Annotated in this window: 21 protein-coding genes, 1 tRNA gene and 2 pseudogenes; 17 read left to right on the plus strand and 7 right to left on the minus strand. The window is 42.8% G+C overall.

The window, feature by feature from the left end; translation table 11 throughout:
- Positions 1 to 176: 176 nt before the first annotated feature.
- The 9 genes from BMI76_RS09150 to BMI76_RS09190 all read left to right on the plus strand — a co-directional run bounded on the left by BMI76_RS09150 (position 177) and on the right by BMI76_RS09190 (position 8,691).
- Positions 177 to 249, plus strand: a tRNA-Thr gene (locus tag BMI76_RS09150).
- 106 nt (positions 250 to 355) lie between these two features.
- Positions 356 to 544 (plus strand): 50S ribosomal protein L28, encoded by a 189-nt coding sequence (gene rpmB / locus BMI76_RS09155; RefSeq protein ID WP_027975489.1) that lies wholly within the window; start codon positions 356 to 358, stop codon positions 542 to 544.
- Positions 545 to 642: 98 nt separating this feature from the next.
- The gene (locus tag BMI76_RS09160) at positions 643 to 1,008 is read left to right on the plus strand and encodes an Asp23/Gls24 family envelope stress response protein (RefSeq protein ID WP_027975490.1); all 366 of its coding nucleotides are present in this window, start codon (positions 643 to 645) and stop codon (positions 1,006 to 1,008) included.
- Entirely contained in the window at positions 1,008 to 2,669 is a 1,662-nt protein-coding gene (locus BMI76_RS09165; RefSeq protein ID WP_075347272.1) for a DAK2 domain-containing protein, read from the plus strand. The genes BMI76_RS09160 and BMI76_RS09165 overlap by 1 nt, the downstream gene beginning before the upstream one ends.
- A 354-nt stretch (positions 2,670 to 3,023) precedes the next feature.
- Positions 3,024 to 4,727 (plus strand): acetolactate synthase large subunit, encoded by a 1,704-nt coding sequence (locus tag BMI76_RS09170; RefSeq protein WP_075347273.1) that lies wholly within the window; start codon positions 3,024 to 3,026, stop codon positions 4,725 to 4,727.
- On the plus strand, positions 4,720 to 5,202 hold the full coding sequence (gene ilvN / locus BMI76_RS09175; protein ID WP_003090251.1) for an acetolactate synthase small subunit: 483 nt from the start codon (positions 4,720 to 4,722) through the stop codon (positions 5,200 to 5,202). The genes BMI76_RS09170 and ilvN overlap by 8 nt, the downstream gene beginning before the upstream one ends.
- Positions 5,203 to 5,263: 61 nt before the next feature.
- Complete coding sequence (gene ilvC, locus BMI76_RS09180) at positions 5,264 to 6,286, plus strand: ketol-acid reductoisomerase (RefSeq protein WP_075347274.1); 1,023 nt, start codon at positions 5,264 to 5,266, stop codon at positions 6,284 to 6,286.
- Positions 6,287 to 6,490: 204 nt separating this feature from the next.
- Entirely contained in the window at positions 6,491 to 7,741 is a 1,251-nt protein-coding gene (ilvA, locus tag BMI76_RS09185) for a threonine ammonia-lyase IlvA (protein WP_075347275.1), read from the plus strand.
- Positions 7,742 to 7,803: 62 nt separating this feature from the next.
- Positions 7,804 to 8,691, plus strand: a complete 888-nt coding sequence (locus BMI76_RS09190) for an SPFH domain-containing protein (RefSeq protein ID WP_075347276.1) — start codon at positions 7,804 to 7,806, stop codon at positions 8,689 to 8,691.
- 234 nt (positions 8,692 to 8,925) lie between these two features.
- Here BMI76_RS09190 and BMI76_RS09195 read toward each other — a convergent pair whose 3' ends face one another.
- From BMI76_RS09195 to BMI76_RS09220, 6 genes are all read right to left on the minus strand, one after another.
- A complete protein-coding gene (locus BMI76_RS09195) occupies positions 8,926 to 9,561 on the minus strand; it encodes a TetR/AcrR family transcriptional regulator (protein ID WP_075347277.1) in 636 nt (211 codons plus the stop codon).
- A 22-nt stretch (positions 9,562 to 9,583) separates the two neighbouring features.
- Positions 9,584 to 10,732 carry an ABC transporter permease gene (locus BMI76_RS09200; protein ID WP_075347278.1) on the minus strand — a complete coding sequence of 383 codons (1,149 nt, stop codon included), beginning with the start codon at positions 10,730 to 10,732 and terminating at the stop codon, positions 9,584 to 9,586.
- Entirely contained in the window at positions 10,732 to 11,451 is a 720-nt protein-coding gene (locus BMI76_RS09205; RefSeq protein WP_075347279.1) for an ABC transporter ATP-binding protein, read from the minus strand. The genes BMI76_RS09200 and BMI76_RS09205 overlap by 1 nt, the downstream gene beginning before the upstream one ends.
- Before the next feature lie 220 nt (positions 11,452 to 11,671).
- Entirely contained in the window at positions 11,672 to 12,280 is a 609-nt protein-coding gene (locus tag BMI76_RS09210; protein WP_075347280.1) for a VanZ family protein, read from the minus strand.
- A gap of 385 nt (positions 12,281 to 12,665) precedes the next feature.
- The gene (locus tag BMI76_RS09215; protein ID WP_075347281.1) at positions 12,666 to 13,406 is read right to left on the minus strand and encodes an amino acid ABC transporter ATP-binding protein; all 741 of its coding nucleotides are present in this window, start codon (positions 13,404 to 13,406) and stop codon (positions 12,666 to 12,668) included.
- On the minus strand, positions 13,406 to 14,959 hold the full coding sequence (locus BMI76_RS09220; protein ID WP_075347282.1) for an ABC transporter substrate-binding protein/permease: 1,554 nt from the start codon (positions 14,957 to 14,959) through the stop codon (positions 13,406 to 13,408). The genes BMI76_RS09215 and BMI76_RS09220 overlap by 1 nt, the downstream gene beginning before the upstream one ends.
- A 295-nt stretch (positions 14,960 to 15,254) precedes the next feature.
- On the opposite strand from BMI76_RS09220, the gene BMI76_RS10915 reads away from it, so the two are divergent.
- Together BMI76_RS10915 and BMI76_RS09230 are read left to right on the plus strand one after the other, a co-directional pair.
- Positions 15,255 to 15,743, plus strand: coding sequence for an ATP-binding cassette domain-containing protein (locus tag BMI76_RS10915; RefSeq protein ID WP_257615269.1), 489 nt, complete (start codon positions 15,255 to 15,257; stop codon positions 15,741 to 15,743).
- Between the two features lie 59 nt (positions 15,744 to 15,802).
- A pseudogene (locus BMI76_RS09230) lies at positions 15,803 to 15,988 on the plus strand (aminotransferase); the annotation flags it as partial.
- Here BMI76_RS09230 and BMI76_RS09235 read toward each other — a convergent pair.
- Positions 15,973 to 16,158: pseudogene (locus BMI76_RS09235) on the minus strand (helix-turn-helix domain-containing protein); the annotation flags it as partial. The pseudogenes BMI76_RS09230 and BMI76_RS09235 sit on opposite strands and share 16 nt — an antisense overlap.
- A gap of 850 nt (positions 16,159 to 17,008) precedes the next feature.
- On the opposite strand from BMI76_RS09235, the gene BMI76_RS09240 reads away from it, so the two are divergent.
- The 6 genes from BMI76_RS09240 (at position 17,009) to sufD (ending at position 23,921) form a co-directional block, all read left to right on the plus strand.
- Complete coding sequence (locus BMI76_RS09240) at positions 17,009 to 18,904, plus strand: DUF2207 domain-containing protein (RefSeq protein WP_075347283.1); 1,896 nt, start codon at positions 17,009 to 17,011, stop codon at positions 18,902 to 18,904.
- Between the two features lie 50 nt (positions 18,905 to 18,954).
- Positions 18,955 to 19,800 carry an undecaprenyl-diphosphate phosphatase gene (locus BMI76_RS09245; protein ID WP_075347284.1) on the plus strand — a complete coding sequence of 282 codons (846 nt, stop codon included), beginning with the start codon at positions 18,955 to 18,957 and terminating at the stop codon, positions 19,798 to 19,800.
- Positions 19,801 to 19,891: 91 nt separating this feature from the next.
- On the plus strand, positions 19,892 to 20,620 hold the full coding sequence (gene mecA, locus BMI76_RS09250) for an adaptor protein MecA (protein WP_075347285.1): 729 nt from the start codon (positions 19,892 to 19,894) through the stop codon (positions 20,618 to 20,620).
- On the plus strand, positions 20,617 to 21,777 hold the full coding sequence (locus BMI76_RS09255; RefSeq protein WP_075347286.1) for a glycosyltransferase family 4 protein: 1,161 nt from the start codon (positions 20,617 to 20,619) through the stop codon (positions 21,775 to 21,777). Before mecA ends, BMI76_RS09255 begins: the two co-directional genes overlap by 4 nt.
- Before the next feature lie 74 nt (positions 21,778 to 21,851).
- On the plus strand, positions 21,852 to 22,622 hold the full coding sequence (gene sufC / locus BMI76_RS09260; protein WP_075347287.1) for a Fe-S cluster assembly ATPase SufC: 771 nt from the start codon (positions 21,852 to 21,854) through the stop codon (positions 22,620 to 22,622).
- A 36-nt stretch (positions 22,623 to 22,658) separates the two neighbouring features.
- Positions 22,659 to 23,921, plus strand: a complete 1,263-nt coding sequence (sufD, locus tag BMI76_RS09265; protein ID WP_075347288.1) for a Fe-S cluster assembly protein SufD — start codon at positions 22,659 to 22,661, stop codon at positions 23,919 to 23,921.
- Position 23,922: the final 1 nt, after the last annotated feature.

Genomic DNA, 23,922 nt, shown 5'->3' on the forward strand with positions numbered 1-23,922 from the left:
TTGCTTTTGTAAGAAATGTTATCATTGCATATCGTGTACTAACTGTTAAGAATACGGAAATACCATTACTATCTTCCATCGAACCATAACAAATCGGACAAAAAACTAACTACGGGAATGATTCATTGTCTGTTTCTGTTGACAAAATTTGTAGAAATAGTAAAATATTACTGTTAGCCGATTTAGCTCAGTTGGTAGAGCAACGCACTCGTAACGCGTAGGTCACAGGTTCGAGCCCTGCAATCGGCATTTGAGATATTTTTTGCAAGGCTATTGTCAAACAGCTGGTATTTTGCTATAATATTACGGTATGTGGTGACTTCACCCCTAGACTAAGCAGGAGGATGACAGATAAATGGCTAAAGTATGTTATTTTACAGGACGCAGAACTGTGTCAGCAAATAACCGTTCACACGCAATGAACAAAACCAAACGCACAGCAAAACCAAATCTTCAAAAAGTGACTGTTCTTATTGACGGAAAACCTAAAAAAGTTTGGGCTTCAGCGCGTGCGCTTAAATCTGGTAAAGTAGAACGTGTTTAAAATGAAAGAAGAGTCTTCGGACTCTTTTTTTGTTAATTTTTTACAAGATATCTATATTATGGTAAAATAAGCTGATAAAAACTTTTTGAGGTAGCGAAATGACAGTAAAAATTAACACAAAAGACGGTCAAATTGAATTGTCAGATGACGTGATTGCCACAGTTGTTGGCGGTTCAGCCAATGAAATCTTCGGGGTAGTCGGCATGGCCAGCAAGAGTGCTATCAAAGATAATTTTCAGGCACTGCTGCGCAAGGAAAACTATTCTAAGGGTGTTGTCATAAAATCAACAGATGCCGGTATTTCAGTTGATGTTTACACTGTGATGAGTTACGGCGTTAAAATCAGTGAAGTATCTAAAAATATCCAAGAGCGCGTCAAGTTTAATCTTGAAAATCAGCTGGGCATTTCTGCTGATACGGTTAATGTCTATGTACAAAATATTAAAGTTGTGGGAGAAGATTAGTGGCTAATATTACAACAAGTTTATTCCAAGGGATGGTTCAGGCAGCTGCAACACGCCTTGGTAAACAAGCAGAATATGTCAATTCACTGAATGTCTTTCCTGTCCCGGATGGTGATACAGGTACCAATATGAGCATGACCATGGATAATGGTGCTAAGGAAGTCTCTGATAAACCGGCTTCAACAGTTGGAGAAGTCGGTCAAATTCTTTCTAAAGGATTGCTGATGGGAGCGCGCGGTAACTCAGGTGTTATCACTTCTCAGCTTTTCCGCGGTTTTGCCCAAAGCATCAAGAATAAAAAAGAACTGACAGGTAAGGACTTGGCCCAAGCGCTTCAAGCCGGGGTTGAGGTAGCTTATAAGGCCGTTATGAAGCCGGTTGAAGGAACCATTTTGACAGTGTCGCGCGGAGCGGCATCAGCAGCCATTAAAAAGTCTGAAAATACGGATGATGCTGTTGACGTGATGCAATCTGCGCTAAATGGTGCTAAAGCAGCCTTGGCTAAGACGCCGGATCTGCTCCCTGTTTTAAAAGAGGTAGGTGTTGTTGACTCGGGCGGCCAAGGCTTAGTTTTCATCTACGAAGGTTTTTTGTCGGCCTTAACAGGTGAGTATATCATGTCAGAAGACTTTCAGGCTACTCCTGCTAACATGACAGAAATGATTAATGCTGAACATCATAAGTCTGTTGTCAGTCATGTGGCAACACAAGACATTACCTTTGGCTACTGTACAGAAATTATGGTAGCACTTAAGCAGGGTCCGACTTATGTCAAAGATTTTGACTACGAAGCCTTTCAAAATTACCTGAGTAACTTAGGAGATTCTCTGTTAGTTATCAATGATGATGAAATTGTTAAGGTCCATGTTCATACTGAAGATCCGGGTCTGGTTATACAAGAAGGACTCAAATACGGGGCTCTTGTCAAGGTAAAAGTTGATAACATGCGCAATCAGCATGAGGCTCTTCAGGAAAAAGAGGCAGAACCAAGAGCTAAAGAGCTGAAAGAATATGCTCTGATAGCCGTTGCGGCCGGCGACGGTTTGGCGGAAATTTTTAAATCACAAGGTGTAGATTATATCATTTCCGGCGGTCAGACCATGAATCCGTCAACGGAGGATATTGTCAAGGCTATTGAGTCTGTTAATGCGAAGAACATTATTATTTTACCGAATAATAAAAACATCTTCATGGCTGCCCAAAGTGCCGCGGACGTTGTTGATGTTCCGGCTGCTGTTGTGGAAACGCGGACTATCCCGCAAGGTTTCACCAGCCTTTTGGCCTTCAATCCTGCCAATTCCTTGGAAGATAATGTCGCAGCTATGACAGACAGTCTGGCAGATGTTGTCAGCGGGAGCGTAACCATGGCTGTCCGCGATACAACTATTGACGGTCTGACGATTCATAAGGATGATGTTTTGGGCATGGTTGATGGTAAGATCTTAGTGTCCAATTCAGATATGGATCAGGCACTGCGTCAAACCTTTGAACAAATGATTGATGATGACAGTGAAATTGTTACCATCTATGTTGGTGAAGAGGGCAATCAAGAACAGGCACAAAAATTAGCTGCGGATCTTGAAAAGCAGTATGAAGAGATTGAAGTTGAAATTCATCAGGGAGACCAGCCTGTTTACCCTTATTTGATGAGTGTGGAATAAAAATACAATCCTATAAGAAATTGGGAAAAACGCTCAAAATAGTCAAAAAGCTTAGTGTCAAGCTGTTAAAAAACTTGATGCCGGGCTTTTTTTGATGTCTCATTTTGATGAGGAATTAAGTTTTCCCCCAGCTTTTTGAATTGAAAATTGAATTAATATTACCCTAAGGGAAAAGCCTCTAGGACAGTTTTACGGGGTGGTTAACTTGGATCTGAAATTTGCTTAGATAAATCAGTGAAAATTAGGGCAGATAATTATCAAATTTACTTGCAAAATTTTTCAAAAGTGTTATGATATTAACTAAGTGATTTGAATTTTTTGAAAATTTGAACAATAATTGCAAAGGAGGTTCCCGTGGAAAAAATACAGCTTGAAAATCCGAGATCAGGATCAGAATTACTGCTTGATACCTTGGAAAATTTAGGAGTAACAACCATTTTTGGTTATCCCGGCGGTGCTGTTTTGCCGCTCTATGATGCGATCTATAAAAATGATACTATCCGTCATATTTTAGCCCGTCATGAGCAGGGTGCGCTGCATGAAGCGGAAGGCTTTGCCAAATCTACAGGGAAACTTGGTGTAGCTGTGGTGACAAGCGGTCCCGGTGCAACAAATGCCATCACCGGCATTGCTGACGCCATGAGTGACAGTGTGCCTATATTAGTGTTCACCGGTCAGGTTGCAACACCAGGTATTGGTAAGGATGCCTTTCAGGAGGCAGATATTATTGGTGTTACTATGCCTATCACCAAATATAATTACCAAGTTCGTGATGCAGCAGATATTCCGCGCATTGTAACGGAGGCTGTTCACATTGCAACAACAGGGCGTCCCGGTCCGGTTGTTGTTGACCTGCCTAAGGATGTTTCTGAGAAACTGGTCAGTTTTTATTACAAGACCGATCTCAATGTCCCTGGCTATCAGCCGACTATTGAGCCAAATAACTTACAGGTCAGAAAAATTTTGTCCCAGCTGAAAAAGGCGAAGAAGCCTTTGATTTTAGCGGGTGGCGGCGTTAATTATTCGGAGGCTTCTGCCGAATTGGTTGCCTTTGCTGAACGTTATAATATTCCTGTTGTGTCTACCCTTTTGAGTTTGGGAGTGATGCCAATCGAGCATCCTCTGTCTCTGGGCATGGGAGGAATGCACGGTTCTTACGCTTCTAATATGGCGCTGACAGAGTGCGATTTCCTGATTAATTTTGGATCACGCTTTGCCGATCGGCTGACAGGCAATCCTAAAACTTTTGCCAAAAAAGCCGTGGTTGCTCATGTGGATATTGATCCGGCTGAAATCGGCAAGGTTGTCAAAACAGCCATTCCGGTTGTCGGAGACGCCAAACAAACCTTGCAGCAGCTTTTGGAAGCTGATAAGGTTTCTACAAGGCATCGGGAATGGACAGACAAAGTCTTGCAAAACAAGGCCAAGGCTCCTTTCAGTTATAAGTTTGATGAAGAGATTATCAAGCCGCAGCATGCGATTGAGACAATTGGCAAGCTGACTAAGGGAGAGGCGATTGTTATTACGGACGTCGGCCAGCATCAGATGTGGGCTGCTCAGTTTTATCCTTATAAAAATGAACGCCAGATCATCACATCAGGAGGGCTCGGTACGATGGGCTTTGGCATTCCTGCAGCCGTTGGTGCCAAGCTGGCAAATCCTGACAAAGAAGTTGTGTTGTTTGTCGGAGACGGCGGTTTTCAAATGACCAATCAGGAATTGGCTATTTTGAATGGCTATGGGGTTCCAATCAAGGTTGTTTTGATTAACAATCATTCGCTGGGCATGGTTCGCCAGTGGCAGGAGTCCTTCTATGATGAACGCCGAAGCGAGTCAACCTTTGATGACGAGCCAAACTTCCAGCTTTTGGCTGAGTCTTATGGAATCAGTCATTATAAGTTTTCCGATCCGCTGACTTTGGAAAAAGATCTGGAAGTTATTTTGGAAAACAAGCCGATGTTAATAGAAGTTAATATTTCCAATCGTGAACATGTTTATCCAATGGTACCGTCAGGCAAGAGCAATGCGGAAATGTTGGGGGTGACTTTTAATGCGTAGAATGTTAACAGCCAAACTTCAAAATTCCACCGGGGTTCTCAACCGCTTTACCGGAGTTTTGTCCCGACGTCAGGTGAATATTGAGTCTATTTCAGTCGGTCATACCGAGGTTCCCAATATTTCCAGAATCACCATCATTATTGATGTTGATTCGCTGGAAGAAGTGGAGCAAATCATTAAGCAGCTCAATCGCCTGATTGATGTTGTCCGTGTCCGCGATATTACGGATCAGCCTCATTTGGAACGTGAAGTAATCCTGATAAAAGTGGCAGCTCCGACCAGCAAGCGTGCCGAAATTTTAGCGATTATCCAGCCTTTTCGTGCCAGTGTTATTGATGTGGCACCCAAGTCCATCACCATCCAGATGACCGGAGATGCGGATAAGATCGAAGCGCTTATTCGAGTGATCCAGCCTTACGGTGTGAAAAATATTGCCCGTACAGGTGCGACAGGATTCACAAGAGATTTATCTTAAAAACTTTTGAATAGTTATCAGCTTTTAGCAATAATAAAAAATTAGAAAAGAGATATATATTATGGCAGTAGAAATGTTATATGAAGCAGATGTAAAAACAGCAGCACTTGACGGTAAAAAAATTGCCGTTGTCGGTTATGGTTCGCAAGGCCATGCGCATGCGCAAAACCTACGTGATTCAGGTCACGACGTGATTATCGGTGTGCGTCATGGGAAATCATTTGACAAGGCCAAAGAAGACGGTTTTGATGTGTATGAAGTTGCAGAAGCTACCAAATTAGCTGATATCATCATGATTTTGGCGCCGGATGAAATTCAGGCAAAACTGTATGCTGATGACATTGCTCCTAACTTGAGTGCCGGTAAAGCGCTTGGCTTTGCTCACGGCTTTAACATTCGCTTTGAATACATTAAAGCACCGGAAGATGTTGACGTCTTCATGGTCGCACCAAAAGGACCCGGACACTTAGTCCGCCGTACTTACCAAGAAGGTTTTGGTGTTCCTGCTCTCTTTGCTGTTTATCAAAATCCAAGCGGCAATGCACAGGATATTGCAATGGATTGGGCTAAAGGTATCGGTGCTGCACGTGTTGGGCTGTTGGCAACAACCTTTAAAGAAGAAACTGAAGAAGACCTCTTTGGTGAACAGGCTGTTCTTTGCGGCGGTTTAACCGCTCTTATCGAAGCTGGTTTTGAAGTGCTTACGGAAGCCGGCTATGCACCGGAACTGGCTTACTTTGAAGTGCTTCACGAAATGAAATTAATCGTTGATTTGATTTACGAAGGCGGCTTTAAGAAGATGCGTCAGTCTATCTCAAACACTGCTGAATTTGGTGATTACGTGTCAGGTCCGCGTGTCATCACTGAACAAGTGAAAGAAAATATGAAAGCTGTTCTTGCTGATATTCAAAACGGTAAATTTGCTCAGTCATTTGTGGATGATTATCAAAACGGTCGTCCGCGCCTTGAAGCTTACCGCAAGGAAGCAGCCAATCTTGAAATCGAAAAGGTTGGTGCTGAGCTTCGTAAGGCCATGCCATTTGTTAACCAAAACGATGACGATGCTTTCAAAATTTATAACTAATACAATTACTGAAAATACCGGATATTCTCCGGTATTTTTGATTTGTTGGAACAGATCAGGCTTTGTGAGCTGCAGAGCTTGGCGGCCTCATATAAACGACCTGCAATATGCTGAGCTTTGTCCGTCTTTGTAAGCTCTGTCTATCATTTTATAACTTTTTTTGTTATAATGAATAGACTGAATATTTTGAAAAAGAGGAAAACTATGATTTCAGCTAGAGACGTGGTTGCGGCTAATGATGTGCTAAAAAATGTCGTTGTCCGTACACCGCTTGAATTTGACCGTTATTTATCTGAAAAGTACCAAGCGACTGTTTATTTAAAACGTGAGAATATGCAAAAGGTGCGTTCTTTTAAACTGCGCGGTGCCTATTATGCCATTTCACAATTATCTGACGAGGAAAAGTCCAGAGGCGTTGTCTGTGCTTCTGCCGGCAATCACGCACAAGGTGTTGCTTATACTTGTAACGAAATGAAAATTCCTGCAACTATTTTCATGCCCGTAACGACTCCTCACCAAAAGATCAACCAAGTCCGGTTTTTCGGCGGGTCTTTCGTTGATATTAAACTGGTAGGAGACACCTTTGACGCCTCAGCTCAGGCTGCTCAGGATTATACTAAGGCTGAAGGGATGACCTTTATCGATCCTTTTGACGATGAAAACGTCCAGGCCGGTCAGGGAACAGTGGCTTATGAGATTTATGAACAGGCTCAGGAAGATGGTCTGAGCTTTGATGCGATTTTGGTTCCCGTTGGCGGCGGCGGTTTGATTTCAGGGATTGCTGCTTACATCAAAGGTGCTGCGCCAGAGATTGAAGTGGTCGGTGTTGAAGCTATGGGGGCACGCAGCATGAGAGCTGCCTTTGATAAGGGACATCCGGTCAAACTGGAACATATTGATAAATTTGCCGATGGAATTGCGGTGCAAAAGGTCGGCCGTTCGACCTATGAGGTGGCAAGAAAATATGTCGACAAACTCATTGGTGTTGATGAAGGCTTGATTTCTGAAACTTTGATTGATATGTATTCTAAGCAAGGCATTATTGCAGAACCTGCAGGTGCTGCCTCTATTGCAGCGCTGGAAGTCATGAAAGAAGACATCAAGGGCAAGACGGTGGTCTGTGTGATTTCCGGAGGTAATAATGATATTAACCGAATGCAGGAAATGGAAGAGCGCGCGCTGATTTACGACGGGGTCAAGCATTATTTCGTTGTTAATTTTCCGCAGCGTCCGGGAGCCCTGCGTGAATTTGTTAATAATATCTTAGGGCCTAATGATGACATCACGCGTTTTGAGTACATCAAACGGGCTAATAAGGGGACAGGACCGGTTCTCATCGGAATTACGCTGGCTGACAAGAGCGACTATCAGGCTCTGATTGATCGCTTGAGTGCTTTTGATCCAAGCTACATCAATCTGCACGGAAATGAAAGCCTGTATAATATGCTGGTCTGAGTTTACTTGTCAAGAACTAAAGAATAGTTTATAATAGGTGAAACATAAATAAGGAGATTATTATGGGAATTTTTATCTTTCTTTGTATCGTATTGTTATTTTTCATCATTTTAATTGCCAGCGGTCTGTACGTTGTCCGTCAGCAGACAGTGGCTATTATCGAACGTTTTGGGAGATATCAGGTAACATCCAGCAGCGGAATTCATTTGCGTCTTCCCTTTGGTATTGACAAAATTGCTGCGCGTGTTCAGCTGCGTTTGCTGCAGTCAGAAATTATCGTTGAGACCAAGACCAAGGACAATGTCTTTGTTACGCTCAATGTTGCGACCCAGTACCGTGTCAATGAACAAAATGTAACGGATGCTTACTATAAACTGATGCGCCCAGAAGCACAGATTAAGTCTTATATTGAAGATGCTCTGCGCTCATCTGTTCCTAAGCTGACCTTGGATGAACTGTTTGAGAAAAAAGATGAAATTGCCCTTGAAGTTCAGCACCAGGTGGCAGAAGAAATGTCAACTTACGGTTATATCATCGTGAAAACTTTGATTACCAAGGTTGAACCAGATGCTGAGGTTAAGCAGTCCATGAATGAAATCAATGCGGCTCAGCGTAAACGGGTAGCTGCCCAAGAATTAGCAGAAGCCGATAAGATTAAGATTGTTACAGCAGCCTCTGCGGAAGCAGAAAAAGACCGTTTACACGGTGTCGGTATTGCTCAGCAGCGTAAAGCCATTGTTGATGGCCTAGCTGAGTCTATTGCTGAGCTCAAACAAGCCAATGTTGGTATGACAGAGGAACAGATTATGTCTATTCTGTTGACCAACCAATATCTTGATACTCTGAATCAGTTTGCTGCAGGCGGCAACCAAACAGTCTTCCTGCCAAGCAATCCAGAAGGTGTTGAAGATATGCGGACGCAGATTTTATCAGCTTTAAAAGCACAGTAAGGTCATAAAAATATAACTGAGGGCGCAGCCCCGTCTTTGAAATGAATATAAAAACGAAAAAATGATTGAAATCGCACGTCTCAAAGTAACCATCATGAGTACTGGCGTGTGAGAAAGAGTCAAAAAAGAGAGCAGCTCAAATCAATTCCTAAGGAAGAACGATTTTGGGCTGTTCTCTTTTGTTTTATGTAAAAAATCTTGGCCCATCTGGCTGCTCGGCCAGTTTTTGGGCTCTTAATCCGGCAGAGTCAGCAGTGCCAGGATTTGTTTTTCAATGAGGGCCAGATCTTCTTTTTCGGATGGACTGGGAAGATTAAAAATAAAGCGCTGGGCAAAGTAGGCAAAGAGCAGACCGACATTAATTCGCACGACCTCCAAAGCACTGAGATTGCTGATCTGAGGATTGTTTTCTTTTAAAACCTGCCAATAATTGGTAAAATCCGCAGTTACCGCTGCTTCAATATTGGCCATCAGTGTTTGCCGCAAGTCAGCATTGACCAGACACTCCTGAATGAGAATTTTAATCAGCTCTGCATTTTGCACTAAAAATTGAAAGCGATCCTGAACGATAAAGTGGACAGCCTCTTCCAACTTGGTATGAGCTTTTAATTGAGGAAGAAAAGCTTTTTTCAGCTCGGGAATCATGGGCTGCATGATTTCTGCCAGCAGGTCGCTTTTGGTCTTAAAATATTTGAAAATAGTTGCCTGACTGACACCGGCCCTATCAGCAATTTGAGCGGTAGAAGTACCGCTGTAGCCCTTTTGAGAGAAAAGCTCGATGGCAGCAGCCAGAGTTTTCTTTTTTCCGGCCGGCATTTTATGATGTTCCAGCCAGTCACGGTAGTTGCCTAAAATAGTATTTTTGTCCATAATTACCTCATTCTTACTTTCATTATACCTTGCGGTAACGTTTAAGTCCAATAATATTGAGAATTGTAAGAACGAGAAGGAAAAGCAGGAGGGCAAGCAAGTCGCCTTTGAGGCTCAAAATACTGGTGCCGTGCAGCACAACTTTAGACAGAGCGTGCCCGGCATAATAAAGAGGAAGAATTTTTCCGGCTGTCTGCACCCAATCTGCCATTGTATCCAGAGGAATAACTCCTGAAAAGAACAGCTGAGGGACAATCACTAAAGGAATGAACTGCATCATTTGAAATTCTGAGCTGGCAAGTGTTGACAGTAAAATACCAAAGGAAAGAGCGACCAGGGCAAAGAGAATGTTAATCAGGATGACATGGGGGATACTGCCTGCTACTTGAAGGTCTAAAAGCCAGATGGTTGACAGGACAATAACGGTTGTTTGGATAGCAGCGATAAGGCCGTAGGACAGCATATAGCCAAAGACAATGTCAGAACGTTTAACAGGCGTCGCCAGAAGCCTATCGAGGGTTCCTGAGGTTCTTTCTTTAAGCAGAGCCATACCGGAGATGAGAAATACAAAGAAGAAGACGAAAAAGCCCATAAGGATTGGTGTCATTTTGGTAAAGAAGGTTGTATCTTTATCTCCGTAAATGTATTTTTCAGACAGCTTTACTTGGTCTTGCAGGTTATCTGCCGGCTTTATTGGCTGGGTTTGAGGAGCTTGTCTGCTGTTGCCTGCTTGCGGCGGTCTTGCAGCCGTTTGTTGAGCCTTTTGCAGCTGCTTGATCAAATCCTGAATCTGATTTTGCTTGATAGTGCTCTTTAGTATCTGCCGGCTTAGGCTGGTTTTGCTGGGATCGGTATTTGCGTAAGCAACCTCGTAGTGTTCCTTATCTTTATAAACAAGGACGGCATCTGCCTTTTCATCCTTTAAAGCCTTGATGGCAGTGCTTTTATTCTCATAAGTTTTAAGGCTGATGTTGTCGAGCTTATCCAGTGAAGCAGAAAGTGTCTGCGGAACATCAACTGCAGCGAAGGTCACCTTGGTTTCAGTGCTGACTGTAAAGGCGACATTCATAAGCCACATAATGATGACCGGTGCTAAAAACAGCAGCGCCAGCGAACGTTTATCACGCAGCAGCTCAATTAAAACTTTTTTTGAAATGGCTAAAATTCTCATCACAATTCTCCTTCGGCTTTTAAGAAAACTTCTTCAATAGAATCAACGGCATAGGCTGATTTCAGGCTTGCCGGGCTGTCAAAGGCTATCATTTGGCCGTCAAGCAGCAAACCAACCTTATCAGTCAGTTCGGCTTCATCCATCACGTGTGTTGTCAGTAAAATACCCACACCGTCTTTTTTTAATTGACGCAGTTCCTGCCAAACCTTGCGGCGCAGGGCAGGGTCAATGCCCACAGTGGGTTCGTCTAGGATCAAAAGCCGAGGATTTCCCAGCAGAGCAATAGCCAAAGACAAGCGGCGTTTCATACCTCCGGAATAACCTGAGACCGCTTTGTTTAGATGTTCAGATAAGTCAACAACCTGACAGGCATGGTTGATGGCTTCTGGGATATCGCGTCTGGATAACCCCTTCATCTGGGCGAAGAATTCCATGTTTTCTAAGCCGGAGAGGGATTCATAGAGGGCATCGGACTGAGCCATATAGCCAATCTCCCCAAGCACATGGCGGTTGGGCATGCGATGGCTGAGGACGAGTGCATCCCCGCTGTCAGCTTTTTCCATGCCCAGCATGGTTTTGATCATGGTTGATTTACCTGCTCCGGACGGACCGATTAAACCGATAATTTCCCCTGAGTCTAATTCAAAACTGACCTCGTTGAGAACCACCTGCTTACCAAAGTTTTTTCTTAGAGCTTGTAAATTCAGTAATTTTGTCATAGGAACCTCCATAAGTTAGTTAGTGATTAATCACTAACCTTTTATGACAACTATTATAGTGAGTAAACACTCACTTGTCAAGAAAAAATATGTTCTTCATAGAATTGACGGCACATAAAATGGGAACAGGTAAAATCGTTCGGTCGCAACAAAACTGATTTTCTCTGTTCCCTTAGTATGACTTTAACCATGCTCTTAAAAGTCTGTACAGGCTTTCCCATCATGATTGATGAGGTTTGCCGGTCATGTGTTCCTTGATCCACCTAGGCAGACAGCTCAGATGGAAAAAATTGCCGATAAGCAAACTGATAGCATTTAAACTGATATCTCCTAAATCCAAAACGCCGAGATGAAAGACATACTGGCAGCATTCTAAAAGGATGAGCCCCAGCAAAGACAAGCTAAAATTAGCTTTTGTCGGCGGGTACAAAAATCCTAGGGGAATAAACATCAGTAGGTTCATTGCAGGAACGAATCTGCTGCCATTGGCAATGTCATGGATAAAGGAGAGAGGATCGAGCACGAGTCCTTGATGGCCTATATTTTTCAGGAAGATAACATAGACAAGCAGGAGGCTGTAAATGAGGTAGGAAATGATGATAGTGCTGCTTGTAATTTGCTGCGTGCAGCAAAATTTGAGCAGGACAAAGGTAAAGTAGGATAAGATAAGAGTGATGATGACATTTAAGAATAAGGCAAAGTCCATGCCATAATTTGAAATATAATGGGCGTAGACTTTCAAGAAGGTGTCATAGAACCATTTTGCCGCAATAAAAGAGGTCAAAAAGAGCAGGATATTGGCAGTAGAATGATTTTGTTTAGCGATCATGGTTTTGTCCTCCTTTATGTTTTGACCAAGTATAACCGAGAAAACTTATAATTTCTTTAAGTCAAAAGGCAAAAGAGTCAATCACAACTGAAAAAACTCTGTTATTTCTGCAGTGGGGAAATCCTATCAGGAGTTGGGGCATAAGACTTATAATGAAAAGCGCCAACCGCTGCTTAAAAAGTACCGATGAGACAGCTTAAGAATGTCGCGGAATGACTCGAAATTAAAGACTCTAACATCAAAAAAGACAGAGCCGACCTAGCCCTATCTCAATCTTAGTTTTTCATCAGCCGCTGCAGCTGACAAAGAGCCAAAATAAAAGAGCGGGACGGCAAAATAGATGTCTGCGAAATCACGATTTTTGTCTCACTCTCAGTTTCTTATTTTATTTCAAAAAACGCTGCAGGAAAATTTTGGTTCTTTCTTCCTTAGGATTTTCAAAGATTTGCTGAGGCGTGCCGCTTTCAGCAATGACCCCTTGATCCATGAAGATGACACGGTCTGATACGTCACGGGCGAAATCCATTTCATGGGTGACAATCAGCATAGTAAGACCTGACTGAGCCAAGTCTTTCATGGTTTTGAGAACTTCTCCGACCATTTCAGGGTCAAGAGCAGAGGTCGGCTCATCAAAAAGAATAGCTTCAGGGTTAACAGACAGGGCACGGGCAATAGCGACGCGCTGTTTTTGCCCTCCTGAGAGCTGACTGGGTTTTGCCTTCCAGTACTGCTCAGTCATTCCAACCTTGTTGAGATTTTCCTTGGCAATTTTTTCCGCCTCGGCATGCTGCCGTTTGAGAACGGTGGTCTGGGCGACAATGGCATTTTCCAAAACATTGAGGTTGTTGAATAAATTGAAAGATTGAAATACCATGCCCAGATTCTCACGGTATTTTGTCAAATCGTAGCCTTTTTCAAGGACGTTTTGACCGCGGTAGAGAATCTCACCGCCGCTGGGTTCTTCAAGCAGGTTGATCGAGCGCAGCAAGGTGGACTTGCCAGAGCCGGAGGAGCCGATGATTGAGATGACTTCTCCTTTTTTGACAGTCAAAGAAATGTCCTTGAGAACCTCGTTTTTGCCGAAAGATTTTTTTAAATGTTTGATTTCTAAAATAGTATCGGTCATTAATGCGTCTCTCCTTCAATTTGAGTATAATTATCTTGGTCCATCTTTCTTTCAATCAGGCGGAGAATGCGCGTCACAGTAAAGGTTAAAATGAAATAGATAACAGCGATAATAAAGAATGTTTGGAAATATTGATAGGTCTGTGTGGCCACGGTATTTCCGGAGAAATAAAGCTCAACAACGGAGATAACATTCAAGACGGATGTATCTTTGATGTTAATGACAAATTCGTTGCCTGTAGCCGGCAGGATATTGCGGATAACCTGAGGAAGCACAATTTTCCTCATGGTTTGTCCATGGGTGAAACCAAGGGCTGTCGCAGCTTCAAACTGTCCCTTGTCAACAGCGAAGATACCGCCGCGGACAATTTCACTCATGTAGGCTCCGGTATTGATGGAAACGATGAAAATAGCTGCCAGCGTACGATCGAGGGAGACGCCAAAGGCTTGGGCAGTGCCGTAATAAATAACCATGGCCTGTACAATCATTGGAGTTCCGCGGAAGACTTCGATATAGACATTAAGCAGCCAGCCGAAAAGTTTTTGCAGCCAAGACAAAATGAGATTGGAAGCCTTTGGTGCTGTGCGGTAGACACCGATTAAAAGTCCGATAACCAGTCCCGCAATCGTACCGATGATTGAAATCAGCAGGGTCACACCGGTTCCGCGCAGCAGCGCTTTCCAGTTGTTTTTAAGAATCTTGCTGACCTGATTGAAAAAGCTGGATTTGGTCTTTTCTTGGCTGCTATCATCGTGACTGGGCTGCAGCGGAATGATTTTATCCATCAAAGCAATCTGCTCTTTTAAGGGAAATTGAGCAAGCGCAGCATTAACCTGTCCCAAGCGCGGGTCTCCCTTACGCATACCAACAGCGATGGCAACATCGGATGAGCTGACCTGAAACCCCTTCTTCAGAGAAACCATTTTAAAATCTTTATTGGCCTTGATGGATGAAATAGCTTCAGGGCGCTCGGAGACGTAAGCGTCAATAACATTAGAGGCCAGAGCTTGTCTCATCTGAGAAAAATCACCCATAGCTGTTTCCTGCGAAACATCTGGGATCTGACTGATAAGATTGTAAAGGTAAACGCCTTGCTGGGAGGTTACCTTGGCACCTGAAAAGTCATCAAGACTTTCAGCCTTAGCGTATTTTCCGTCTTTGCGAACCACAAGAACCGGCTCACTGGTATAGTAGCTGTCAGAGAAGGCAATTTGCTTTTTGCGTTCTTCTGTCGGACTCATGCCGGCGATAATCATGTCAATTTTACCGGATGTAAGGGCCGGTACCAGCCCTTCCCATTTTGTTTTGACGATTAAGGGCTTTTTACCCAAAGCCTTGGCAATTTTTTTAGCTGTCTGCACATCATATCCGTTGGCATACTGCTTTGTGCCTTCAATTTGAACAGCGCCGTTGCGGCTGGTGTCCTGGGTCCAGTTGAAAGGGGCGTAAGCAGCTTCCATCCCAACACGTAAATACTCATCTGCCTGGGCTCTTGTCATGCCTGCAAACAGCATAAAAAGAGCAGCAAGACAGCTTAAAAATGTCTTTTTCATTAGAAGACTCCTGTATAAAATTTTTCCTCTATCATTTTACAGGAAAAAGAGCCGCATTTCAATATCAGTATCTGAATATCCTGAATTTATCAGAACATTAGCGCTGTGAGAGCGGACCAAATGATATTAGTGCCGTGATAGAATTTTCGCAGCACAGGGTAAAGGTTTCATCAGGGAGCCTCTAAACTGAAACAATAATTTTTACAGCGATATCCATGTCACCTGACACTGATGTCGTTTTCTTTTTGTTTTTTATCCCTTATAATAACGCCATACCGTTAAGAAAGGAAAAGATATGAATACCCCAGTTATTGTTGCTCAAACTATCAGAAAAACATTTAACAGGACTGTTGCACTTGATGCCATTAGTTTTTCGATTGAAAAGGGTCAAATTTTTGGATTTCTTGGGCCTTCAGGATCAGGAAAAACAACAACGATTAATATTTTAACCGGACAGCTAAGAGCAGACAGCGGCAGGTCTTCTATTTTAGGACGAGATTCCCGTGAACTAAGGAGCCAAGAATTGCAGAAAATAGGTTTAGTCAGCGATACGAGTGGTTTTTATGAAAAAATGTCCCTTTATAACAACCTGCTTTTGAAAGATGCTGAAAAAGCTGATAACCCCTTACACGATTTTGATACCTCTCCTTATAAGAGAGGAAAATTGACTAATTTTCACTTGATTAGACTAATTTTAGATAGCTCTAAGATTAATGCCTTCTATCAAATTTCTTTATTTTTTATTAGGTATCGTAAATTTTCTGATGATAATTCTTTCCATTAGTAGTTTTATCTATAATTTGCTTGGTTATTTTATTTAGAAGATTGGAAATGAGGAGAAAAATGAAACATTATGCTCTGCTAAATGGTGTCTATGGCAATGAAACTATGTATGATTTTAAGCCAATTAGGGCAGATAACACTTATTTATATGATAGTCAAAATAGGAAGTACCTTGATTTAAGAAGCGGCTTATGGAACACTTCGCTCGGTTATATCGATTCTCTGTATCAACGGGTTTCTAAGCGATTGGCAATGAACTCTAATTTTTCCAGAGTCGGCAAAGACTGTCCGCCCTCAATCCGCTGAAGCTGTCGAATGGTCAGCTTTGTTTCGTCTCCGCACAAAAGGCTTTGTGTCAGTTGCTGTTGATTTCTTTTGTCTTTAATCCGCTGTCCCAAATCTTCTTTTATTGCCATGTTGGTCTTCCTAGTTTTTTGTATGTTCATTATACCGTTCTCCCCTATATTGTGCTATATCATGAAAGAGACAATTTGATGACGATTCTACTCTTCAAAAAGCAAAACTATAGGTTGTTGTCTTCACTTTGAAGCTGGGCAAAAAGTTTTATCTCTTTTGTCCTGTTCTAGTTTCACCAGATTGACGCAGTGATTGATTGGCAGTCCTTATCCCTTGCTGGGCAAGTGATAGCGGCCAACCTAATCAATTATGCGGAGGTGGGACGACAAAATCGAAATCGTGATTTATCACGATTCAGGTTGTAGACAAACTCTATAGTTAGCATTTCACAAGCACACACATCTTAGGATAGTATCAATTCACAATCTATAGGAAAAATAGGCGAATTGAACGAGCCTATCCCAGATACTTTCCGCTGAAGCAAAAACGCCAGAAATCACTTATTTCTGGCGTTTCGGAGATTTTGAGACTTGGGCTCAAAATCTAGGTATGAAATTCCAAAGGAAGTTGCTGCGACGATTGCCGTTAGAAATCGATACTATTTCTAACGGCAATCTAATGCAAAACCTAGTCAAAAGCTATAGCGTTGGCGTTTGGTTTTGCCGTCCGTGCTACCTAAGGAAAGTATCATAACACAATAGTTCTTTTGATAAAATTTGACTTTTTCTTCAGTCTGAATCGTGATTTATCACGATTTACTGATTTTTGTCCCACTCTCTTGCCGATCACCACCCAGTCTATTTTTGATTCTTATTAAGTATAAAAATCACCGTTTATGAATACATACAAGGTTTATCTTTAGACAGTTTTTATGATAAAATAGGGGAAAGGATTTTTGGGAGATTAGTAATGAAAAAAATACTGTTCTTTTTGATGATCTGCTGTAGTTTAATGGTATCCGGCCTTGTGTCAGCTGACGATGTTGATTACAGCATTCGCCTTTATAAGGGGGAGCTGACTGTCAATAAGGATAACAGTGCCAGTTTTCAGCAGAATATTGTTTACGACTTTGATTCTGGCTATAGGGGGCAGTACGTTACTCTGGGGACGGCAGGGAAGGTTCCTAAAGGTTTTCAAATCAACAGTCATCCAGATGTCGCCGCTTATAAAATGGATAAAAAAGGAAGGCTTCATAAACGCTCAATAAGGACAGAAATTGAAAAGCTGTCAGATGGTTACCGTGTGAAAGTTTATAATGGCGGGAACAAAGGTGACCGGATTGTCCTTTCTTTGAACTGGAGACTTAAAAAAATAACAACTGTCTATTCAGATATTGCAGAGCTCAACTGGGTTCCAATCAGTGATTGGGATGCTGCTTTAGGCAAGGTTATCCTGACGGTTAAAGGACCGGAAGCTGTGCTCAAGGGTAGCAGGCTCTATGCCCATACCGGTTATTTTAAGGTTCAGCCGAAAGTCAGCCGCAAAAATAATCTTTATAAAATAACTCTCGATCATTTAGGTCAGGGCAAACAGCTGGAACTGCACGCTTACTGGCCAAGTTCTGACTTTTCTCTTGAAACGGCTAACTCAGACAAAAGGTTAGCACAGTTTCAGGCCGTTGAAAGGGACATTGCCCGCAATCAGAAATTTTATCCTTTCCTTGTTGGCAAATTATTGCCGCTGGTGGCAGCTGCTTTGCTGCTGCTGGCTGGTCTTTGTTATTTGATTTGGAAAGGCATGCTGGGGCAAAAGAAAGTTTCCAAACATATGCATTTGTTCAGTCCGCCGGCAGATTTTTCTCCCTTGCTTCTGGCGCGCTATGTCTATAATCTAGAAGTCGGGGAACTCTCACCGTTAAAAGGCAGGGTCCGTCACTATGATATAGGCTTTAAGGAACTGATTCAGGCCAGTCTTTTGGATCTAATCGATCAGGGAAAGCTCAAGATTTCTGCCAACCGCAGGAGCTTTGCTGTTCCGGATAAAAATAGACTTGAACCGTACGAGGAAGCCTTTCTTACCTTTGTCTACGGAGAAGGTAAGATGCCTATTGACAATGCTTTTGCCGATTACAAAATCAGTCAGGGTATTTTTGAAGGCAGCGATCAAGCCAAAATCCGTCAGCGCGGCCAAAATGTGCTGGACTTGTTTGAAAAGCGCGTCAAAAATTTGGACAGTTGTGTTAAGCAGGCTGTTGACAGTTTAGGTTTTGAAAACATTAATCGCCAAAGAACAAGGAAAGAAAACAGTGTTTTGGCTATAGTTTACTGGCTTACAGTTCTTGCTTTGCTGCTGTCTTTAGCGGTCAGCATCTTCAGTCTGTTTAAGGGTTATTGGTTTGGCTTGGGGACAAATGCTGTTATACTTGTTCTGTCAGTTGTCCTTCTCATTTTTTATTATCTCAAAGATGATTATTATAAAGTATCGGGTCTGCTGACTCAGGAAGGATTGGCAGTCAGACAGGGCTGGGATGCCTTTAAAAATATGATTCGCGATGTGAAGACATTCGATGATGTGGATTTAGAGGGTGTCGTTGTTTGGAACAGAATCTTGGTTTATGCTACTTTATACGGCTATGCAGACCGAGTTCAGGACTATCTGAAACTTAACGACATCAAACTGGATAATCCGCAGATAAACAATTATCTTGCTGTCAAACCGGCTTATTATATAGGCTTGTCAGCTGGCAATTTGTCAAGCTACACTTCAACTGCTGCCAAAGCTTCGAACTTTTCAGTGTCCTCAGGAGGCTCAATAGGCGGCGGCTTCTCTGGCGGCGGAGGCGGTGGAGGAGGCGGAGCCTTTTGATCCGCAGAACGTTACCGCTAAGCTGCTCAAAGTAAATAAAAGGAGACTATATGTTATTAATTGAAATCATCAAGGCCATTATTTTCGGGATAGTGGAAGGCATCACGGAATGGCTGCCCATTTCAAGCACCGGGCACTTGATTCTGGTAGAAGAATTTATCAAATTTAAAGATGCCAATGCCCCCTTTACCAATATGTTTAATGTGGTCATTCAGCTCGGAGCCATTTTGGCTGTTGTCGTTATTTATTTTGACAGACTGAATCCTTTTAAAAAAGGAAAAACAAGCCGTGAAGTCCAGCTGACTTGGCAGCTTTGGCTGAAGGTCATTGTTGCGGCATTGCCGGCAGCTGTTATTGGTCTGAAAATCAATGACTGGCTGGATGCTCATTTTCAAAATTTTTTCACTGTAGCCTTGATGCTGATTATCTACGGTGTGGCCTTCATTTATGTGGAAAAGCGTCATGAAAATGTTGAACCCGTCATCACGCGCCTGGCCAATATGCCTTATAAAACAGCTATCTATATCGGATTGTTTCAGGTCCTGTCGCTTATTCCTGGGACCAGCCGTTCAGGAGCAACTATTTTGGGCGGTATCTTGGTGGGAACCAGCCGTGAAGTTGCGACAGAATTCACCTTTTTCCTGGGAATTCCCATCATGTTTGGCGCCAGTCTGTACAAGGTTTTTAAATTCATCAAATCAGGCACTGTCTTAATGGGCAGTCAGCTCCTTATTCTGCTGATTGCCATGCTGGTTGCTTTTGTTGTCAGTCTTTACGTTATTCGCTTCCTGACAGATTATGTTAAGAATCATGACTTCACTTTCTTTGGGAAATACCGTATTGGTCTGGGGGCTCTCCTGATCATGTATGGTCTGATTACAGCCGTTTTTGGTTAAGCTAGCTGCTTTTGCTGTTTTTCTTCTCCAAAATTGAAAAAAATAGGCTTTTCTTGTATAATGAAATAACTACTCGCATGAGGTAAAGACTATGGAAATGAAACAAATCAGCGAAACAACGCTAAAAATCACCATCAGTATGGAAGATTTGGAAGAAAGAGGCATGGAATTAAAGGATTTCTTGATTCCGCAGGAAAAAACAGAAGAATTCTTCTATACTGTTATGGATGAATTGGATCTGCCTGAGAATTTTAAAGACAGCGGCATGCTGAGCTTTCGTGTCACACCGAGAAATGACCGGATCGATGTCTTTGTGACCAAATCAGAAATCAATAAGAACCTTAATTTGGAGGATCTGTCTGACTTTGATGATATCTCAAAAATGTCTCCTGAGGATTTCTTCAAAACTTTGGAAGAAACCATGAGAGAAAAAGGAGATACGGCAGCTTTGGATAAATTAGCCGAAGCAGAAAGAAAAGAAGAAGAGGAAGCCCAAAAACAAAAAGAAGAGAGCGATCAGCCGGACTATATTCATTTTGTGCTTGATTTTCCAAGCCTGAAAGAAGCGGTCCGTTTTGCTAAAACAGTTGATTATGAGGTGGAAGCATCGGAACTTTTTAAGGAAACTGATGCCTATCATATGACGATTCTGCTCAGCCTTGAAAACAAGCCGGATTATTATGCCGATCTGATGTTTGCCAGAATGTTAGAACATGCTGACAAGGGAACGAAGACGCGGGCTTATCTGTTAGAGCACGGCGTTCAGCTTATTATGTCAGATGCCCTGCAAGAACTGCAAATGATTGGAGGAAATAGATGATACCAATTACACTGAAATTTGTTCTTGTATTGATTGCGACACTGTTGATGTCTCTTATTTTGACGCCCTTGGTCAGATTTTTCTCTTTTAGAGTCGGTGCGGTGGACAATCCTAATGCCAGACGGATCAACAAGGTGCCCATGCCCAGTGCCGGCGGACTGGCTATCGTTATTTCCTTTACCGTCTCTGCACTGGTGCTGATGCCCATGATTTTAAAAACACAGATTTGGGGTCAGTCTTATTTTGAATACATTCTGCCGGTTGTCATCGGAAGTTTGGCAGTCATGCTGACCGGCTTTCTTGATGATGTCTATGAGCTGTCGCCCAAGGCGAAATTTCTGGGGATTCTGATTGGAGCAATTATTATATGGATTTTTACGGACTTTCGTTTTGACAGCTTTAAAATTCCTTTTGGCGGTCCGATGCTGCAGTTTAATCCCTTTTTAAGCTTCTTTCTGACTATTCTGTGGGTTGTGGCTATTACGAATGCGGTGAATTTGATTGACGGCTTAGACGGTTTAGTCAGCGGTGTTTCCATTATCAGTCTGACAACCATGGGATTGGTTTCGTATTTTTTCCTTTACGATTCTGATATCTTTTTGACCTTTACCATTTTTGTTTTGATTTTTGCCATCGCCGGCTTTTTCCCTTATAATTATCACCCTGCCATTATTTATCTGGGGGATACCGGTGCTCTCTTTATTGGCTTTATGATTTCCGTTTTGTCCCTGCAAGGGCTGAAAAACGCCACTGCGGTTGCTGTGGTAACACCGATTATTGTTCTGGGAGTGCCTATTGTTGATACAGCAGTTACCATTATCAGACGCACGCTGTCGGGGAAAAAGTTTTATGAAGCTGACAATATGCATCTGCACCACAGGCTCCTAGCCATGGGGTTTACCCATCGCGGAGCGGTTTTAGTTGTTTACGGTATTGCCATGTTCTTTTCCCTCATCTCTTTGCTTTTGAATATTTCCAGCCGTTTAGGAGGGATTCTGCTGATGCTGGGGGTCGGCTTTGCCTTAGAGGTCTTCATTGAAGGCTTAGAGATTTGGGGACCAAAAAGAACACCTCTGTTTAAACTTCTGGCCTTTATCGGGAACAGCGATTACCGTCAGTCAGTAGTTGCCAAGCACCGTCAAAAAAAGAAAAAATAATTTGTGAACGCGAGAAAAGTCCAATCGGACTTTTTTTGTTATAATGATTACTGATAAGATGAAAGGAGTGTACTATGTCTGTACTAGAGATAAAAAATCTTCATGTGTCTATTGAAGATAAAGAAATTTTGAAGGGAGTTAATCTGACGCTTAAAACTGGCGAGATTGCGGCTGTCATGGGACCTAACGGAACAGGGAAATCAACCCTTTCAGCAGCCATCATGGGAAATCCTGTTTTTGAAGTAACCCAAGGAGAGGTGCTTTTGGACGGGGGAAATATTTTAGAGATGGATGTTGATGAGCGCGCTCGTTTAGGGCTTTTTCTGGCTATGCAGTACCCATCTGAAATTCCAGGGATCACCAATGCTGAATTTATACGGGCAGCCATGAACGCTGGCAGAGAGGATGATGACAAGGTCTCTGTCCGCGATTTCATTACAAAATTAGATGAAAAAATGGAGCTCCTCGGTATGAAAGAGGAAATGGCTGAACGTTACCTTAATGAAGGCTTCTCAGGCGGTGAGAAAAAGCGCAATGAAATCTTGCAGCTGCTGATGCTGGAACCTAAGTTTGCCCTTCTTGATGAAATTGACTCTGGTCTTGATATTGATGCACTTAAAGTGGTTTCTAAGGGTGTTAATGCCATGCGCAATGAAAATTTTGGCGCGATGATTATCACTCACTATCAGCGCCTGCTTAACTACATCACACCTGATGTTGTCCATGTTATGATGGACGGGCGTGTTGTACTGTCAGGCGGAGCAGAGCTTGCCGTTCGGCTGGAAAAAGAAGGTTATGCCAAAATAGCTGAAGAGCTTGGTCTTGAGTACAGCGAAGAAGTCTAATTTGTAACTTCTGATAAGAAAGAAAGGGAGTAACAAATGACAAAAGAATCAATTTTAAATTTTTCACAGGCAAAGGCAGAGCCTCAATGGCTGCAAGAAAAACGTCTGGCGGCCTTTGAAAAAATGGACAGCTTAGACCTGCCGAAGATTGAACGTGTTAAATTTCAGCGTTGGAATCTCGGTGACGGCACGATTTCAGAAAGTCCTGTTTCTGCGAGTGTTCCTGATTTTACTGCTTTGGGAGATAATCCTAAACTTGTTCAGGTTGGCACTCAGACAGTCTTAGAAAGCCTGCCGGCAGAGCTTGCTGAACAAGGCGTGGTTTTCACCGATTTTCATTCGGCCTTGGAAGAAATTCCGCAGGTTGTTGAGAAATATTTTGCAGCGGCTCTCAAATTTGACGAGGATAAACTGGCGGCCTATCACACAGCTTATTTTAACAGCGGAGCTGTTCTCTATGTGCCGGATAATGTTGAAGTGAATCTGCCGATTGAAGGTATTTTTCTGCAGGACAGCACAAGCGATGTTCCTTTCAATAAGCATATTTTAATTATTGCCGGACGCAATGCTAAGGTTAGTTACTTGGAGCGCTTTGAAACAATCGGAGACGGTGATGTGAAGACCAGTGCTAACATTGCTGTTGAAGTGCTGGCGCAGGCTGGCAGTCAGGTGAAATTCTCAGCTATTGACCGTTTGGGTGAAAATCTGACGGCCTATATCAGCCGCCGCGGCCGTCTGGACAATGATGCCAGCATTGATTGGGCGCTCGGTGTCATGAATGAGGGCAATGTCATTGCTGATTTTGACAGTGATTTGATAGGAAATGGCAGCCATGCTGAACTCAAAGTTGTTGCTGCCTCCAGCGGCCGTCAGGTTCAGGGAATTGATACGCGGGTAACTAACTACGGCAATAATTCGGTCGGCCATATTCTCCAGCATGGTGTTATTCTGGAGCGCGGAACTCTTACCTTTAACGGTATCGGCCATATTATCAAGGGAGCTAAGGGAGCAGACGCCCAGCAGGAAAGCCGTGTTCTCATGCTGTCTGACAAGGCCAGAAGCGATGCCAATCCTATTTTGCTGATCGATGAAAATGAGGTTACAGCGGGTCATGCGGCTTCTATTGGACAGGTTGATCCGGAAGATATGTACTATCTGATGAGCCGCGGTATTGATAAGCAGACAGCTGAACGTTTGGTCATTCGCGGTTTCCTTGGAACGGTTATTACTGAAATTCCAATTAAGGCTGTCCGTGATGAAATGATTGCTGTTTTGGATGAAAAATTGGACAAGAGATAAA

Source organism: Streptococcus sp. 'caviae' (assembly GCF_001937065.1).
GTDB lineage: Bacteria > Bacillota > Bacilli > Lactobacillales > Streptococcaceae > Streptococcus.